This window comes from Micromonospora sp. DT43 (assembly GCF_049841645.1).
Lineage (GTDB): Bacteria > Actinomycetota > Actinomycetes > Mycobacteriales > Micromonosporaceae > Micromonospora.
This window is the reverse complement of sequence record NZ_JBNCKR010000022.1, coordinates 1-15,350: the sequence shown is the minus strand read 5'-3', so window position 1 is coordinate 15,350 and position 15,350 is coordinate 1. Positions and strand designations below refer to the sequence as shown.

General features: G+C 71.2%; 17 protein-coding genes and 2 tRNA genes. 13 read left to right on the top strand and 6 right to left on the bottom strand.

What is annotated here, in order from left to right; genetic code table 11:
* Nucleotides 1-19: 19 nt before the first annotated feature.
* Nucleotides 20-643 (top strand): DsbA family protein, encoded by a 624-nt coding sequence (locus ACLQ26_RS31710; RefSeq protein WP_363690079.1) that lies wholly within the window; start codon nt 20-22, stop codon nt 641-643.
* A 304-nt stretch (nt 644-947) separates the two neighbouring features.
* Here ACLQ26_RS31710 and ACLQ26_RS31705 read toward each other — a convergent pair whose 3' ends face one another.
* A complete protein-coding gene (locus tag ACLQ26_RS31705) occupies nt 948-1,292 on the bottom strand; it encodes a hypothetical protein (RefSeq protein WP_425748041.1) in 345 nt (114 codons plus the stop codon).
* A gap of 297 nt (nt 1,293-1,589) precedes the next feature.
* Between ACLQ26_RS31705 and ACLQ26_RS31700 the strand changes: the two genes are divergently transcribed.
* Together ACLQ26_RS31700 and ACLQ26_RS31695 are read left to right on the top strand one after the other, a co-directional pair.
* On the top strand, nt 1,590-2,789 hold the full coding sequence (locus tag ACLQ26_RS31700) for a DUF1015 family protein (RefSeq protein WP_425748039.1): 1,200 nt from the start codon (nt 1,590-1,592) through the stop codon (nt 2,787-2,789).
* Nucleotides 2,790-2,877: 88 nt separating this feature from the next.
* Nucleotides 2,878-3,345, top strand: coding sequence for a ribose-5-phosphate isomerase (locus ACLQ26_RS31695; RefSeq protein WP_425748038.1), 468 nt, complete (start codon nt 2,878-2,880; stop codon nt 3,343-3,345).
* A 14-nt stretch (nt 3,346-3,359) separates the two neighbouring features.
* On the opposite strand, the gene ACLQ26_RS31690 is transcribed toward ACLQ26_RS31695, so the two are convergent.
* Nucleotides 3,360-3,701, bottom strand: a complete 342-nt coding sequence (locus ACLQ26_RS31690; protein WP_425748037.1) for a hypothetical protein — start codon at nt 3,699-3,701, stop codon at nt 3,360-3,362.
* A 140-nt stretch (nt 3,702-3,841) separates the two neighbouring features.
* Between ACLQ26_RS31690 and ACLQ26_RS31685 the strand changes: the two genes are divergently transcribed.
* Nucleotides 3,842-4,387, top strand: a complete 546-nt coding sequence (locus ACLQ26_RS31685; protein ID WP_425748036.1) for a hypothetical protein — start codon at nt 3,842-3,844, stop codon at nt 4,385-4,387.
* 172 nt (nt 4,388-4,559) lie between these two features.
* Here the strand turns inward: ACLQ26_RS31685 and ACLQ26_RS31680 are convergent, their stop codons facing one another.
* A complete protein-coding gene (locus tag ACLQ26_RS31680) occupies nt 4,560-4,826 on the bottom strand; it encodes a hypothetical protein (protein ID WP_425748035.1) in 267 nt (88 codons plus the stop codon).
* 270 nt (nt 4,827-5,096) lie between these two features.
* Between ACLQ26_RS31680 and ACLQ26_RS31675 the strand changes: the two genes are divergently transcribed.
* Both ACLQ26_RS31675 and ACLQ26_RS31670 read left to right on the top strand, forming a co-directional pair.
* Nucleotides 5,097-6,680 (top strand): hypothetical protein, encoded by a 1,584-nt coding sequence (locus tag ACLQ26_RS31675; protein WP_425748034.1) that lies wholly within the window; start codon nt 5,097-5,099, stop codon nt 6,678-6,680.
* 41 nt (nt 6,681-6,721) lie between these two features.
* Nucleotides 6,722-7,192 carry a hypothetical protein gene (locus ACLQ26_RS31670; RefSeq protein ID WP_425748033.1) on the top strand — a complete coding sequence of 157 codons (471 nt, stop codon included), beginning with the start codon at nt 6,722-6,724 and terminating at the stop codon, nt 7,190-7,192.
* Between the two features lie 95 nt (nt 7,193-7,287).
* On the opposite strand, the gene ACLQ26_RS31665 is transcribed toward ACLQ26_RS31670, so the two are convergent.
* Nucleotides 7,288-7,361, bottom strand: a tRNA-Gly gene (locus ACLQ26_RS31665).
* A 294-nt stretch (nt 7,362-7,655) separates the two neighbouring features.
* On the opposite strand from ACLQ26_RS31665, the gene ACLQ26_RS31660 reads away from it, so the two are divergent.
* From ACLQ26_RS31660 to clpX, 5 genes are all read left to right on the top strand, one after another.
* Nucleotides 7,656-7,729, top strand: a tRNA-Pro gene (locus tag ACLQ26_RS31660).
* 117 nt (nt 7,730-7,846) lie between these two features.
* Nucleotides 7,847-9,193: a trigger factor gene (tig, locus tag ACLQ26_RS31655; protein ID WP_425748032.1), complete on the top strand. Its 1,347-nt coding sequence runs from the start codon at nt 7,847-7,849 to the stop codon at nt 9,191-9,193.
* Between the two features lie 194 nt (nt 9,194-9,387).
* Entirely contained in the window at nt 9,388-10,029 is a 642-nt protein-coding gene (locus ACLQ26_RS31650) for an ATP-dependent Clp protease proteolytic subunit (protein WP_007464111.1), read from the top strand.
* A gap of 10 nt (nt 10,030-10,039) precedes the next feature.
* Nucleotides 10,040-10,702 carry an ATP-dependent Clp protease proteolytic subunit gene (locus tag ACLQ26_RS31645; RefSeq protein ID WP_007464109.1) on the top strand — a complete coding sequence of 221 codons (663 nt, stop codon included), beginning with the start codon at nt 10,040-10,042 and terminating at the stop codon, nt 10,700-10,702.
* A 210-nt stretch (nt 10,703-10,912) separates the two neighbouring features.
* On the top strand, nt 10,913-12,208 hold the full coding sequence (clpX, locus tag ACLQ26_RS31640; RefSeq protein ID WP_007464107.1) for an ATP-dependent Clp protease ATP-binding subunit ClpX: 1,296 nt from the start codon (nt 10,913-10,915) through the stop codon (nt 12,206-12,208).
* A gap of 27 nt (nt 12,209-12,235) precedes the next feature.
* Here the strand turns inward: clpX and ACLQ26_RS31635 are convergent, their stop codons facing one another.
* Nucleotides 12,236-12,856, bottom strand: a complete 621-nt coding sequence (locus ACLQ26_RS31635; protein WP_425748031.1) for a helix-turn-helix domain-containing protein — start codon at nt 12,854-12,856, stop codon at nt 12,236-12,238.
* A gap of 41 nt (nt 12,857-12,897) precedes the next feature.
* Between ACLQ26_RS31635 and ACLQ26_RS31630 the strand changes: the two genes are divergently transcribed.
* Both ACLQ26_RS31630 and ACLQ26_RS31625 read left to right on the top strand, forming a co-directional pair.
* Complete coding sequence (locus ACLQ26_RS31630) at nt 12,898-13,731, top strand: EamA family transporter (RefSeq protein WP_425748030.1); 834 nt, start codon at nt 12,898-12,900, stop codon at nt 13,729-13,731.
* Nucleotides 13,732-13,770: 39 nt separating this feature from the next.
* A complete protein-coding gene (locus tag ACLQ26_RS31625) occupies nt 13,771-14,568 on the top strand; it encodes a carbon-nitrogen hydrolase family protein (RefSeq protein ID WP_425748029.1) in 798 nt (265 codons plus the stop codon).
* Between the two features lie 4 nt (nt 14,569-14,572).
* Here the strand turns inward: ACLQ26_RS31625 and ACLQ26_RS31620 are convergent, their stop codons facing one another.
* Complete coding sequence (locus ACLQ26_RS31620) at nt 14,573-14,797, bottom strand: hypothetical protein (protein WP_425748028.1); 225 nt, start codon at nt 14,795-14,797, stop codon at nt 14,573-14,575.
* Nucleotides 14,798-15,350 lie beyond the last annotated feature (553 nt).

Sequence of the window (15,350 nt, the reverse complement as noted above, 5' to 3'; positions counted from 1 at the left end):
GTCGCGAAGGGACCGCACCGTGACCGAACGTGTCGCCGTGGACATGTGGTTCGACCCGATCTGCCCGTGGGCGTGGATCACCTCTCGCTGGCTGCTGGAGGTCGAGCAGGTCCGCGAAGTGACCATCCGCTACCACGTGATGAGCCTGTCGGTGCTCAACGAGGGCCGGGACCTGCCCGAGCAGTATCGCGAGTTGATGGACAACGGTTGGGGCCCCGTGCGGGTCTGCATCGCCGTGGAGCAGGCCCACGGCGCGGACGCCGTCCGTCAGCTCTACACCGCGTTGGGCACCCGCATCCACCTCGGCAAGGAGCAGCTCGGACCGGAGCTGTTCGCCGCCGCCCTCACCGACGTCGGGCTGGACCCGGCGTTGGCCGCGGCCGCCGACAGCACCGAGTACGACGAGGCGCTGCGCGCCAGCCACGAGGCCGGTATGCGGCCGGTCGGCCAGGACGTGGGCACCCCGGTTATCCACGCGCCCGGACCGGACGGCACGCCCGTCGCCTTCTTCGGTCCGGTGATCACGCCGAGGCCGAAGGGCGAGGCTGCCGGCCGGCTCTGGGACGGCGTGCTGCTGGTCGCCGGCACCCCCGGGTTCTACGAGCTCAAGCGCACCCGCGACCTGGGCCCGATCTTCGACTGAGCCGCGATCGCACGCGCCCCCGCCGGCCACCGTCACGTGGTCGGCGGGGGCGCGCCGCGTCGGTCGGCGGGTACGCCTCGCGGTCACGGCGTCACCGCTGGGCGGGGGGCGTCGTTTCCCTCGGTGTCCGCCGCAGCGACCCGCAGGGCCGCACCCCGCAGCTCGTGGAGGCAATCCCGATGGCCAAGCACCGTGCGTCCGGTGACGATCAGTTGACCCGACAGGGGGTGAATGAGAATCCCGGAGCGGCGTACTGGTCGGTCGACGACTCCCGCTGGCCGACGGTCCGTCCGGACCTCCCCGCTCATGTGGTGGACCTGCTCGCCCCGCCCATCGTGGTCGGCGTGGCCCGGGTGCCGGTCACCTCGCGCCTGACGCCCGGCCCGGTCACACCGGCACCGGCGACGACGCAGGCGATGACGACACCGGCCGTGCCGATGCCGATCGTGTCGACACCGGCCGCGCCGATGCCGGTCGTGTCGGCGCCAATCGTGTCGGCGCCGATCGTGTCGACACCGGCCGTGCCGATGCCGGTCGTGCCGATGCCGTCTGTCGTGCCGGCGGCGTCGGATCCGGTCGTACCGTCGGCCGTGGAACCGGTCGTGGCTGCCGCGCCGGCCGAGCCCGCCCCGCCCCCGCCGGCACCCACCGCCCCGCGTCCCGTGCCGACGCCACCGCTGAACCCGCGACCGGTTCCGGCGCCGCCGCCGGAACCGCGTCCCGTGCCGGGGCCGCCCGCCGCGCCTCGCCGCAACGCGATCACCGGGCCCGTCGCGAACGGCCGGCGAAGTAACGCCGGACCGGTCGTGGCCGGCCGACACCGACGGCACAACGGCGCGTCCGGCCGCGCCGGCTGACCACCACGTCCCGGCCCGGCACTTTCAACTGGTGGACGCCGCGCGGGTCCCCGTCGCCCGCGACGTCGCCGCCGGTAGCGTCAGTGGGCATGACGGTCGTGCATCCGATCGCCCGGGCCTGGATCACCACTGGCGGCACCGGCGCGCAGAACTACGACGAGTTCGCCGACGACGCGGAGATCACCGCGATCATCGAGGCGAACCCGCACAGTGCCCTCGGCATCGAAATGCCGCACCGGGCCCCCGACAGCCTGGGCACGTCGTTCCTCGACGCGCTGCCGGCCTCGGTGGCCCGGCTCGCCGAGGCCAAGGCCGACGGCAGCTACACGCCCGCCGAGCAGGTGGTCGTGCTGTACCGGATCACCGCCCCCGGCGAGGAGACGGCGTACGGGCTCTTCGCGATGGTGGACACCGACCAGATCTCCACCCGCGCCGACGAGCCGGGCCTGGTCATCCGCAACGAGGACGTCTTCATCGCCAAGGTGCGCGAGCGCGTCGCGTTGGCCGAGGCGCTGGGTCACCTGCTCTCACCCGTACTCCTGCTGCAGACCGGGAGCGGCGACGAGCTGCACGCCGCGCTCGCGGCGGCGACCGACGCGGCCGGTGCGCCCGCCGCGACCGACACCGACCAGGCGGGGCGCACCCACGCCATCTGGCTGGTCGGCCCCGGCCCGGAGCAGGATGCGCTTACCGCTCTCGCCGGTGGCGGCGAGCTGGTCGTCGCCGACGGCAACCACCGCAGCCTGGCCGCCCAGACCGGCGGGTTGTCGCGCTTCCTGGCCGTGGTGACCACTCCCGCGTCGGTCGCCATCCAGCCCTACAACCGGCTGGTCAGCGAGCTGACCACCACGCCAGGCGAGCTGCTCGACCGGTTGCGCGCGGCGGGGGCCGAGGTCGAGCCGATCGACGGCCCGGTCGAGGTTCCGGCGGCCGGCGGCACAGTCCATCTCCGGCTCGCCGGCCAGGGGTACGCGGTGCGCCTGCCCGCCACCGCCGACGCACGCCTGGAGAACCTGGACCACGCCCTGGTCGAGCGGCTGCTGCTGCGCGACGCCCTGGGGTTGGACCCGGGCGACAAGCGGATCACCTACGTGGGCGGCGACTACCCGGCGAGCTGGCTCACCGGTGAGGTCGACGCCGGGCGCGCCGAGCTGGCCGTCCTCATCGCGCCGGTGACCGTGGCGGACTTCGTCGCGGTGAACCTGGCTCGGGAGAAGATGCCCCGCAAGAGCACCTGGTTCACCCCGAAGGCGCGCGGCGGCCTGGTGGTCGCCGAGCTGCCGCACTGAGTGACCATCCGCACGACCGTGTGACGAACCCGGCTCTCCGACGCCGCCCCTGCGGCGTCGGAGAGCGCGGCCTGACAGACTGCCCGGTATGCGCGTCTACCTGGGATCCGATCACGCCGGTTTCGAGTTGAAGGTGCACCTGGCCAATCACCTGGCCAAGCAGGGGTACGACGTGGTCGACGTCGGCCCGCACAGCTACGACCCGGACGACGACTACCCGACGTTCTGCCTGCACACGGGTGACCGGGTGGTGGCCGACGAGACCTCCCTGGGGGTGGTCATCGGCGGGTCCGGCAACGGCGAGCAGATCGCCGCGAACAAGATCGCCGGCGTACGCGCCGCGCTCGCCTGGAGCGTCGAGACGGCTCAGCTCGCCCGCCAGCACAACGACGCGAACGTCGTCGCGGTGGGCGCCCGCCAGCACACCCTGGACGAGGCCACCGGCATCGTCGAGGCGTTCCTGAACACGCCGTTCTCCGGAAACGAGCGGCACGCCCGCCGGATCATCCAGGTCGCCACGTACGAGCAGACCCGGCAGCTGCCCGACCTGCCCTGACCGGGCCGCCGCCCTCAGCGCGGCGGGCGGGGCAGCTCTTCGCGGGGCACCCAGTTGCGGCGGACGACTACCACCCGGGCCTCCGCCTCGGCGAGGTCGTCGTCGGTAGGTCGGGCGGCGTCCCGGGCCCGCAGCGCGGCGCTCAGCCCCACCTGCGACGAGCCGGAGCCGACCAGCCCTCGTAACCCCCGCTCGCCGTCGCGGTCGTCGCCGCTGGGCCCCCGACGCCGCGGCGGCGACTCCACGCCGTCGTGTACGCCGGCGGTGCTGACAGTCGCACCGTCGGCGCCGCGCACGGCAGGATCGGGGTCGGACTGGTGGCGCAGCCGTCGCCTGCGTCGCTCCGGATCACCCATCAGCCGACCGTACCTCGCCCGGTGTGGAATTCGGCACGTCGTGCCGGGTTCGCGCCGGACGGGGGGTCGGCGACCGATTTGCCGGGTGGCTACCCTCGGATTCGGGTGGTGGTGGTGCCGCCGGTCAGGGGGAGGACGAGATGGCAGACCAGACGCAGCCGTGGGCGGAGCGAACCGTGGAGGTCCCACCGCAGGCCGGCGTCGGGGTGCCGCCGCAGCGGGACGGGTTCCGCCGGGGTGTCGCGCCGGTGGGCCAGCCGCGCACCCCACGGACCGAACCGTTCCCGGTGGTGGAGCAGGAGCCGACCGGTACGGGCTGGCCGGGTGAACCGGTGCCGCGCCGGCCGTTGAGCTGGCGCCTGGCCCAGTTGCGTCGCGGCGGGGAGTGGAGCGCGGCGGGTGGCCTGTTCGCGTTCGTGTGCTGGGGGATCTGGGCGCTCTCCGGCGGGGGCAACCTGTCCGGCCCGCTGCTGGTGCTCGTGTTGAGCCTGCTGGTGGCGGTCGGCCTGTTCGCGCTGGCCCGGGTGATCGGCCGGTTGGTGCTGGAGCGGCAGCTCGGACGGGTCCGGCGCAGCGCGTGGGGCGCCCACCTGGCCACCGCTGTCTTCCTCGTCGGTCTCGGCGTCGCCTGGTTGCAGCAGACCGAGTGGGTCGTCTCGGCCTGGAACTGGATCACCTCGAACTGACCCGGCGGCGCGCACGGGCGGGCCGGTCAGCGCCGCCCGCCCGTGCGTCCGTCGCGGGACACCGCGACACCGGTCGTCTCCCCACCAGGCAGGGCCGCTGCTTACCCGGCCGGCCACGGATCATCCGCGGCCGGCCGGCGCGTCCGTCGTTCGGGTCAGCGACCCGCGGTGGTCAGCGGTCGCCGCCGTGCCCCTCGGCGTCGGCCCGGGGCGAGGCGACCCGGGCGGCCGGGTCCTCGACGCCGGGCTCGCCGCCGTCCGGGGCGACCATCCCGTCGTAGTTGTAGAGCGGGCGGCCGTCGTCGTGCTGCTTGGTGGTCAGGATGTAGCGGTGCATCATGCCGTCGATCTCCACCTCGACGAGGGCTTCGCCGCCGGTGTCGTGGGTGCTGCCGTCGCGCGGGCCGCCGACCAGGTGGGCTGTGGTGTTGGTGTCCATGTGCCTGCCCTACCCGCCGCCCGGGAGCCAGAAACAGGCGAAATGTCGCCCGGGTGGGTCAGCCGCTGGCCGCCTCGGCGGCGGCGTGGTGGCGAGGTGGCGGACGGTGCCTCTCCACCACCATTGAATACGGCGGACGCTGAATACGGCGGCCGCGTTCGGCCCGGTCGACGAATGGTTCCACCTGGAGCGACGTGGTAACCGGCGCTCCGGGGCCACCCGTCGATAAGTCGGAGGCGGGCCGGGCCGCCGGTACGGCAGCATGATCACATGACGTGGACGCCGGGGGACCGGGAAGAACCCGGCGCCGAGACGGGACCGGCGCTGGAGGCGGCCGTCGCGGCGGCCGGCCAGCGAGCCGGCGCCGGGAGGAAGGCGCTGGAACACCTCGCCCTCCTCCTGGCCGATGTCGGCGCCAACGCTGACCACGACCGGGGCCGGGCGGCGCTGCGGGCGCTGGCTCGTTCCCCGAAACTGGTCGTCCGGCTCGACGAACACACCCGACAGGTGCTGTGGCACCCGTCGGACCAGCCGACGACACCGCTCGCTCGGCTGGTGGCCGGTCTGTCCCCACCCATGGCCAACTCCCTCACCGTGGCGCTGGCCAGCACCCACCGCGACGGACGTGTCCGCGAGCGCGCGGTCTTGTCCATGCTGGATGATCCCGACCCGGATCTGGTGCCGTTTCTGGTGCTGCGCACCGGCGACTGGGTCCGGCAGGTGCGGGACCGCGCCCGAGCGGGCCTCGCGCTGCTGCTGGCCGACGACCCCGCCACGTACCTTCCGGCGGCGATGCCGATGGCACTGCTTGTGGACGCCAGGTCGCGCGGCGGCTTCGCCGCCAACCAGGCCGTGGCCACGCTGCTCAGCGCGCCGCCGGCCGTACGCCGAGCGGTCGGCGCCTCCGGTTCCGCGGCCCAGCGGCGGCTGGTCGTCGAGATGGAGGTGGCGCAGCGCTGGCTGCGGATCGACGACCTGGTCGCGCTCGCCGAGTCCGAGGCCGACGTGCGCATCCGCTCGCTGGCGGCCGAGGCCGCCTGCCGGGAGGCGGTGTGGACCGAGCGACTCCCGACCCTGCGGCGGCTGGCCGGCAACCGCCGCCCGGACGTACGGGCGACCGCCCTGATCGGTCTGCTGCGCCTCGGCGAGCAGGCCGAGGTGGTGACCCGTCTCGACGACAGCGCGTCGCTGGTGCGGGCCATCGCCAGGGCGGCCGCTCGGCGCGTCGGCACCGACGCGCGGGCGCACTACCGGGCGGCGGTCACCGGGCCCGCGCCCACACCGGGTGCTGTCCTCGGATTCAGCGAGAGTGCTTCGGAGACCGACGCGCCGCTGCTGAACCGGCTCCTCACCCACCCGGCCGCGACGATCCGCGCCGCGGCCGTACGCGGCCTGCGCCAGCTCGACGCCGTCGAGACCAGCCAGGTCATGCCGTTGCTGACCGATCCCTCACCGGCGGTCGTCCGCGAGGCCACCACGGCGCTACGGCCCATCGCGGCGACCCTGCCGGCGGAGCTGCCCTGGCAGTTGCTCGCCGGCGCGCGGGTGGAACTGCGACGCGCGGGCTATCGGCTGCTCGGCAGGGGACCCGTACCCGTGCGCTTGCGTGCCGCCCTGTTCCTGGCCGTCGACCCCGATGCGGGGCTGTCCCGACGCGGTCGTGCCGACGTGACCGGGCTCGTACGAGACGCCAGCCGTACGACCTGGCGCCGCACGCCGCTGCCTACTCTCGATGTGACGCCCGACCAGCATGCGGACCTTCTCGTGCTGGCCTGGCGTGCCGCGCCCGCGCTCGGCGACGAGGTCGGCAATCTACTCACCGCATGGCTTGCGGGTCCGCCGGTGACCGTATGAGCGGGCCAGGCTCCGCCACCGTGGACACGGTGAGTTCGGGGATGGCTGCTCTGCTGCGTGGGATGACCGAGGTGTCCTGGGAAGTCGGGCGCGATTTCACCGAGGTCTACCTGAACCATGACCTCTCGGTGCCGGGCGAAGAGGACGAGGTCCTGGTCTCGGGAAGTCGTCTTGAGTTCGATCCGAGCGACGGCGGGAAGCCGACGTTCTACGCCCTGACGTTTACGCTGCCGCATCTCCCGGTGAACGTCACCGGTTTCCTCTCCGAGATTCGTCTCTACCTGCGGCTCACGCTCCGCGAGGACGGTTTCACCCTGACCGCTGCGATCGAAGTCGATCTCCTCCGTCCCTTGTTCAGGTATCCGGCCGGCGAGCACACGGTCATGCGCGTCACCGAGGACCTCACGACCGTGGACGAGACCATCGCCGCCGCCCGACGCGCCGTCAGGGCGTTCGCCGAGCACTACTCACTCTTCGACGACATCGGCTTCCCCCGCCGGCAGTGGGCGTGATCCGCCGGCTCGGATCGCGGGCGGCGCATGGATCGACGATGGGGAGACGCGGAAGGCCCAGGTGCCGCGATGCGGTCTGCCTGGGCCTTCGCAGGTGGAGCGGGCGACGAGAATCGAACTCGCGTAGTCAGTTTGGAAGACTGAAGCTCTACCATTGAGCTACGCCCGCGTGCGCCCCGCCGAGCGGGACGCCCTACAGCGTACCCAATGCTGATGCCCGACGTGCAACCGCGCCACCGCCTGGCGGCGGCGCGGGGCGGTGGCGCTTCGTCCCACCGCCCAAGATCGGCACAACGTCCGTTCCCGGCTCGCGGTACCCCTCCTACATCCCCGAAGTCGCGCGGATCTTGGAGCGGGACGCCGACCGCCGGCGACCCTTTCGGTATTTCTGGGGGATCTGTCCGGGTGGGGGACGCCCCGGCACTGCCTGGGGCGCGGCGACGGCATAGACTGCACGTCGCCACGGGGTGTGGCGCAGCTTGGTAGCGCACTCGCTTTGGGAGCGAGGGGCCGTGGGTTCAAATCCCGCCACCCCGACTGTCGTGAGTGCCCGGGTCGCCCCGGGCGCTAGCAGCCGGCCGTGTCGGCTCGCCTACACTCGATGGGCCAATCGAAGGCCCAGAATCAAACCCAGATCCGTCAAGGAGTACGCCTGTGAAGAGCACCGTCGAGACTCTGAGCCCGACGCGCGTGCGGCTCGCCATCGAGGTGCCGTTCGTCGAGCTCGAGCCGAGCCTCAAGAAGGCGTACCGGGAGATCGGTTCGCAGGTCCAGGTCCCGGGCTTCCGCCGGGGCAAGGTGCCGACCGCGGTGATCGACCAGCGGGTGGGCCGGGGAACCGTCCTCAACGAGGCGGTCCAGGACGCCATCCCGGAGAACATCCTCGCCGCGGTGCGCGAGCACGACCTGAAGACGCTGGGGCGTCCCGAGGTCGAGATCACCGAGTTCAACGACGGTGACTCGCTGAACTTCACCGCCGAGGTCGACGTCCGCCCGGAGATCACGCTGCCCGACGCGTCGACCATCGAGGTGACCGTCGACGAGCTGCAGATCGACGAGAGCGAGATCGACGAGCAGGTGAAGAACCTGCGGGAGCGGTTCGCCACCCTCAAGACGGTCGAGCGGGCCGCCGCCGAGGGCGACTACGTGCAGATCGACCTGAACGCCACCGTCGACGGCGAGGACGTGCCGGGCGGCCAGGCGAGCAACATCTCCCACGAGGTCGGCAGCAAGCAGCTCCTGCCGGGCCTGGACGAGGCAGTGGTCGGCCTCGCCGCCGGCGACGACACCACCTTCACCACCCAGCTGGTCGGCGGCGACTTCGCCGGCCGCGACGCCGACGTGGCGGTGACCGTGCGCACGGTCAAGGAGAAGGAGCTGCCGGAGCTGAACGACGAGTTCGCCCAGATGGCAAGCGAGTTCGACACGATCGAGGAGCTGCGCGGCGACCTGCGGGGGCGGGTCACCCAGGGCAAGCAGGTCGAGCAGATCTACGCCGCCCGGGACAAGGCCCTCGCGCAGCTCGTCGAGGCCGCCGAGATCCCGGCGCCGGAGGGCGTCGTCCGCGAGGAGGTCGCGAGCCGCAAGCAGGCGATGGTCGACCAGCTGGAGCGGATCGGCGCCTCCCTGGAGGAGTACCTGGCCGCCGAGGAGAAGACCGAGGAGCAGATCGACGCCGAGCTGACCGAGGCGGCGACCGAGGGCGTCAAGGTGCAGCTCCTGCTGGACACGCTCGCCGACGCGGAGGACGTGCAGGTCTCCGACGACGAGTTCGGTCACGAGATCGTGCACCGGGCGCAGCGCGCCGGGATGGCCCCGCAGCAGTACTACGACCAGCTGGTGCGCTCCGGCGCGGCCGCCGCGGTCTTCGGCGACGTGCGGCGGGGCAAGGCGCTCGCGGCCGTCATGGAGCGCATCTCGATCAAGGACTCGGCCGGCAACGAGGTCACCCTGGACGCGCTGCGCGCCGCCAACGAGGCGGAGCACAACCACGAGCACTGATCGTCGGGTGTGGCCGCCGTCCGCCGCTGCGCGGTGGGCGGCGGCCGTACCTTTCCCCGGGTACGCCCGGAAGCCCGCGCCGCGGGTGCGCCCGACGCAACTGCGCTGAGAGCGAACAGTGCCCCGACCGGGACTCTGCCGCCCCGCACAGCGGTTAGTGTCGGGAAAGACGGTACGGAGAGCGAAGGGCTGCCATGACCGACATGCACATCCCCAAGAAGTCGCTCCGGGCGATTGACGCGCGCGGTGGCGACTCCATTGGCAACCTCGACGACTCGGTCTACAACCGGTTGCTCAAGGAACGCATCATCTTCCTGGGCAGTGAGGTGACCGACCAGGTCGCCAACCGCATCTGCGCGCAGCTGCTGCTGCTCGCCGCGGAGGACCCGGACCGCGACATCAACCTGTGGATCAACTCGCCGGGTGGCTCGGTCTACTCGGGCATGGCGATCTACGACACCATGCAGTTCATCGACAACGACGTGTCGACAGTGGCGATGGGCATGGCCGCCTCGATGGGTCAGCTGCTGCTCTGCGCGGGCACCAAGGGCAAGCGTTACGCCCTGCCGCACGCTCGGATCATGATGCACCAGCCGTCCGGTGGTCTGGGCGGCACGGCGTCCGACATCGCCATCCAGGCGGAGCAGATGCTCTACACGAAGCGGATGTTCCAGGAGCGCGTCGCGCACCACACCGGCCAGAGCCAGTCGCAGATCGAGGCGGACTCGGACCGGGACCGTTGGTTCACCGCCCAGGAGGCCATGGACTACGGCTTCATCGACAAGGTGATCATCGGGGCCGCCCAGGTTCCGGATGGCGCCGGGACCCTGAGCTGAGGAGCTGACGATGACCGATCTGAGCTTGCCGCCCCAGTTCGCGGCCGTGCACAACCGCTACGTGCTGCCGTCGTTCGTCGAGCGCACGTCGTACGGGGTCAAGGAGTCGAACCCGTACAACAAGCTCTTCGAGGACCGGATCATCTTCCTCGGTGTCCAGGTGGACGACGCGTCGGCAAACGACGTGATGGCCCAGCTGCTGACGCTGGAGGGCACCGACCCGGACCGCGACATCATCATGTACATCAACTCGCCGGGTGGCTCGTTCACCGCGATGACGGCGATCTACGACACCATGCAGTACGTCCGTCCGGACATCCAGACGGTCTGCCTCGGGCAGGCCGCCAGCGCGGCGGCGGTGCTGCTGTCGGCGGGCACCGCGGGTAAGCGGATGGCTCTTCCGAACTCGCGGATCATCATCCACCAGCCGGCCACCGAGGGCGGCTACGGGCAGGGCTCGGACATCGAGATCCAGGCCCGGGAGATCCTGCGGATGCGGACGCAGCTGGAGGACATGCTGTCCCGCCACTGCAACCGCCCGATCGAGCAGGTTCGCAAGGACATCGACCGTGACAAGATCATGACGGCCGAGGAGTCCAAGGAGTACGGGCTGGTCGACACGATCCTGACCAGCCGCAAGAAGGGTCTGCTGGCGACCCACTCCGCCAGCTGAGCAATACCGGGTCAGAGGTTGGCCGGGGCACCCGTTCCCGGCCGACCTCTGACACACCCGTTTTGGGGGTCGGAGAATGCCCCGCCAGCGGGTAACGTCGGGTCCGTACCGCTTCGCCGGTTGAGCCGGCGAGGTGAAACAAGCCGGGCGGCGCGCAGCGCCCGCAGGTCAGGGCCGGGTCTCCGGCCGATGAGTGCAGGGAGAACGTAGGTGGCACGGATCGGTGACGGCGGCGACCTACTGAAATGCTCCTTCTGCGGCAAGTCGCAGAAGCAGGTCAAGAAGCTCATCGCGGGCCCAGGGGTCTACATCTGCGACGAGTGCATCGATCTCTGCAACGAGATCATCGAAGAGGAGCTGGCCGAGTCCGGCGAGGTGAAGTGGGAAGAGCTTCCCAAGCCGATGGAGATCTGCCAGTTCCTCGACAACTACGTCGTGGGTCAGGATCAGGCCAAGAAGGCGCTCGCCGTCGCGGTCTACAACCACTACAAGCGGATCCAGGCAGAGGCGGCCAACGCGCCGGGCTCCGGCAGTGACGCCGTCGAGCTGGCCAAGTCCAACATCCTGCTGCTCGGCCCGACGGGTTGCGGCAAGACCCACCTCGCACAGACCCTCGCGCGGATGTTGAACGTGCCGTTCGCCATCGCCGACGCCACCGCGCTCACCGAGGCGGGCTACGTCGGCGAGGACGTGGAGAACATCCTCCTCAAGCTGATCCAGGCCGCCGACTACGACATCAAGCGCGCCGAGACCGGCATCATCTATATCGACGAGGTCGACAAGATCGCCCGCAAGTCGGAGAATCCGTCGATCACGCGGGACGTCTCCGGCGAGGGTGTGCAGCAGGCTCTGCTCAAGATGCTGGAAGGCACGGTGGCCAACGTGCCGCCGCAGGGCGGTCGCAAGCACCCGCACCAGGAGTTCATCCAGATCGACACCACGAACGTGCTGTTCATCTGCGGCGGCGCGTTCGCCGGTCTCGATCAGATCATCGAATCCCGCACCGGTCAGGGCGGCACCGGCTTCGGCGCCCGGCTCCGGTCGGTCTCGGACCGGTCGACAGATGACATCTTCAGCCAGGTCATGCCGGAGGACATGCTCAAGTTCGGGCTCATCCCCGAATTCGTCGGCCGGCTGCCGGTGATCACCAATGTGCGCAGCCTGGACCGCAGCGCGCTCGTGCGGATCCTCACCGAGCCCCGCAACGCTCTGGTCCGTCAATATCAGCGCCTGTTCGAGTTGGACGGCGTCGAGTTGGAGTTCGACGAGCCGGCGCTGGAGGCGATCGCCGATCAGGCCATGCTGCGGGGCACCGGCGCCCGTGGTCTGCGCGCCATCATCGAAGAGGTCCTCCTCTCCGCGATGTACGAGGTGCCGAGCAATCCCGACGCCGCCCGGGTGCTGATCACCCGCGAGGTCGTCCTGGAGAACGTCAACCCGACGATCGTTCCGCGCGAGTTCACCGGGCGTCGGGCCCGGCGGGACCGCGAGGAGAAGTCGGCCTGATCCTCCCCGCGTCACGCCGGCCGTTCGCTACTGACGCGGCCGGCGTGACCGTGTTCGGCGGTCCCACTCGCCCGACGGGGTGACGGTCACCATCATCAGCCGGGCCGGTTCTCCGGCGTCGTTGCGGTAGCCGTGCTCCCGGTCCGCGTGGAACTCGATCGTGTCACCGGCCCGGACGGGGTGATCCTGCCCGTCGACCTGGACGATCACCGCGCCGGTGAGGACGTGCAGCACCTCGCGGGTGCCGCGGGGGTGGTCGGCGGAGCGGTGTTCCTCCCCGGGTTCCATTCGCCAGTCCCAGAGCTCGACGAGGTCGGGCTCGCCCAGCCCGCTCAGCAGGTGGCCGGTGCCGCCGTGCTCGCCCTGCCAGAGCACCGGCGCCTCGGCCGTGGAGCTGATCCGCACCGCCCGTTCCTCGTCCGGTTCGACGAGGCGGGCGATGTTGACGCCGAACGCGTCGGCGATCCGGCACAGCGTGCCGACGCTGGGGTTGGTGCGTGCGCCCTCGATCTGCACGAGCATCGCCTTGCTCACCCCGGAGCGGCCGGCCAGTTCCTCGAAGGACCAGCCACGGGCGCCGCGCAGCTCCCGTACCTGCCGGGCCACGGCGGCGGTCACCGCGCCCACCCGGCTACCTGTATCGGTCATCAAACTATCCTTCGTGGTCACTATTGTGGTACGACAGTGGCATGCTACCCATTCTCCTGGCAGCGGTGTCCGCGATCGCGTTCGGCACCGCCGACTTCTCCGGCGGCAAGGCGTCCCGTCGTGCGGACCCGATCGCGGTGACCGTGATCTCCCAGCTGCTGAGCGTCCCCCTGCTTGTCGCGCTGGTGCTTGTGGTGCCCGGGACACCGACGGTCGCCGACATCGCCTGGGGGCTGCTCGCCGGGGTGGCCGGCGCCGGTGGCGTCATGCTGCTCTACCGAGCCCTCGCCGGCGGAATGATGGCAGTGGTGGCGCCGGTCACCGCGATCACCGCCGCGGTGGTGCCGATCGTCGCCGGCCTGTTCACGTCGAGCTTCCCCGGCGCACTGGCGCTCACCGGGGCCGGCCTCGCCGTGGTGGCGATCGCCCTGGTGAGCCTGGGCGAAGGGGGCAGCGCTTCCGGCGCTCCCGCGCGGCTGGTGGGCCTGGCCCTCGCCGCCGGCGCGCTCTTCGGCGTCTTCTTCACTCTGCTCGGCCAGGCCAGCGAGAGCGCCGGCATGTGGCCGGTGGCGGCGGTCCGGGCCAGTTCGATCGCCTTCGGCCTCATCCTCGCCGCCGGCACCGGGGTGCGGCTTCGGCTCGACCGGCGGGTGCTGGGTTGGGCGGCCGTCGCCGGCCTGCTCGACAGCGCCGCCAACGCGCTCTTCATGGCCGCCGCCGCGCGGGGTCACCTCAGCATCGTGGCGGCGGTCGCCGCGCTCTACCCCGCCAGCACGGTGCTGCTCGCACTCGCCGTCGACCGGGAACGCCTGCGGCCGGTCCAGATCGCCGGCCTCGGGTTCGCCGCGGGAGCCCTGGTGCTGGCCAGCATCTGACGCTGTCCGCGTCGGCCCTCCCGGCCGTACTCTTGGCTCATGCGCGTCGCCGTCTGCCAGCTGAACGCCCGGGATGACCGCAAGGCCAACCTGGCCGCCGCGGAGGGGCTGCTGGAACGCGCCGCCGACGGCGGCGCGGACCTCGCCATCCTTCCGGAGTACGTCGACTATCTCGGCCCCGCGGCCGGCCTGCCCACGCCGGAGCCGGTCGACGGCGAGGTGGGCAACTTCTTCGCAGGGGTCGCACGGCGGCTGGGCATGTGGGTGCTGGCCGGGTCGTTCCACGAGGCCGGCCCGGACCCGGAGCACACCTGGAACACGTCGCTGGTCTTCGACCGCGCCGGCAGCCTGGCCGCGAGCTACCGCAAGATCCACCTGTACGACGTGGAGATCCCGGGCCGGGTCTCCTACCGGGAATCGGCGAGCGTCGCGCCCGGCGTGCAACCAGTCGTCGTGGACGTGGAGGGTCTCCGGGTCGGGCTGTCGATCTGCTACGACCTGCGCTTCCCGGAGCTGTACCGGCGGCTCGCCACCGAGGGCGGCGCCCACCTGTTGGTGGTTCCGGCGGCGTTCATGCTGCACACCGGGCGGGACCACTGGGAGGTCCTGCTGCGGGCGCGGGCGATCGAGAACCAGTGCTTCGTGGCGGCGGCCGGTCAGACGGGCGACCACGAGCCCGGCCGCACGTGCTTCGGGCGCAGCATGGTGGTCGACCCTTGGGGGACGGTCCTCACCCAGCTGCCGGACGGCTGCGGGGTGGCCGTCGCCGACCTGGACCTCGACCGCCTCGCCGCGATTCGGACCGAGCTGCCCAGCCTGGCCAACCGCCGGCTCTGAGCGTTCAGCCCTCCAGCAGGACGCCTATCGTCGCGAGGCCGGCGATCACCACGGCGGTGACCAGCAGGGCGGTGGTCATCCGGGATCTGCCCCGGCGGGCCAGTCGTCCCACCGAGAGCACCAGGACGACAAGCACGACCGCGCCGATCACCAGCTGCCAGAACGGCAGGAGGACGCCGAGCAGCGCTTCCTCGGCAAACACCGCGGCGTCCAGCCCGGACTCATCCATGCCTGACACTCTGGCACGACAGCGCGCGCCGCGTCGCCGACCGCGGCGCAGACCGCGCCGATCCGCTCGACCGAACCAGTGATGAACCCTGATTTGCCTTCTCCGGGCGGTCCGCGTAACTTTCTCTCTGCACGGGGGAGGCCGGACGAACTGGCCGAGACCGGGCACCAGGCTCGTGGCGGGAACGCCGAGCGAGACTGGGGATCGGGCGGTGCGGAACACTCCGGAAACGGAGTTGCGAACGCGAAGCCGACCGGGTAGAGTTCTGAAGCCGGCAGGAGCCGGGCGGAGAGCCGCGAAGCGGTGATCGGCCGGTCTGCGGCTTCCCACGACAGTAACGACCGCCGGGTACGGCGTGCGTCATCGTGGGTCCGGACGAACCAGATTGATCACCTCGGATACGAGGTTGACAATGAAAGTTCGACCAAGTAGGTTTGAGCGGTTGCCCCGAAACGGGGTTCCACGGATGTGGAGCTTCTGATCGGTGTGTGGTTGTTCTTTGAGAACTCAACAGGGTGCTTGTAAAGCCAGTGCCAATTATGATTTATACCCC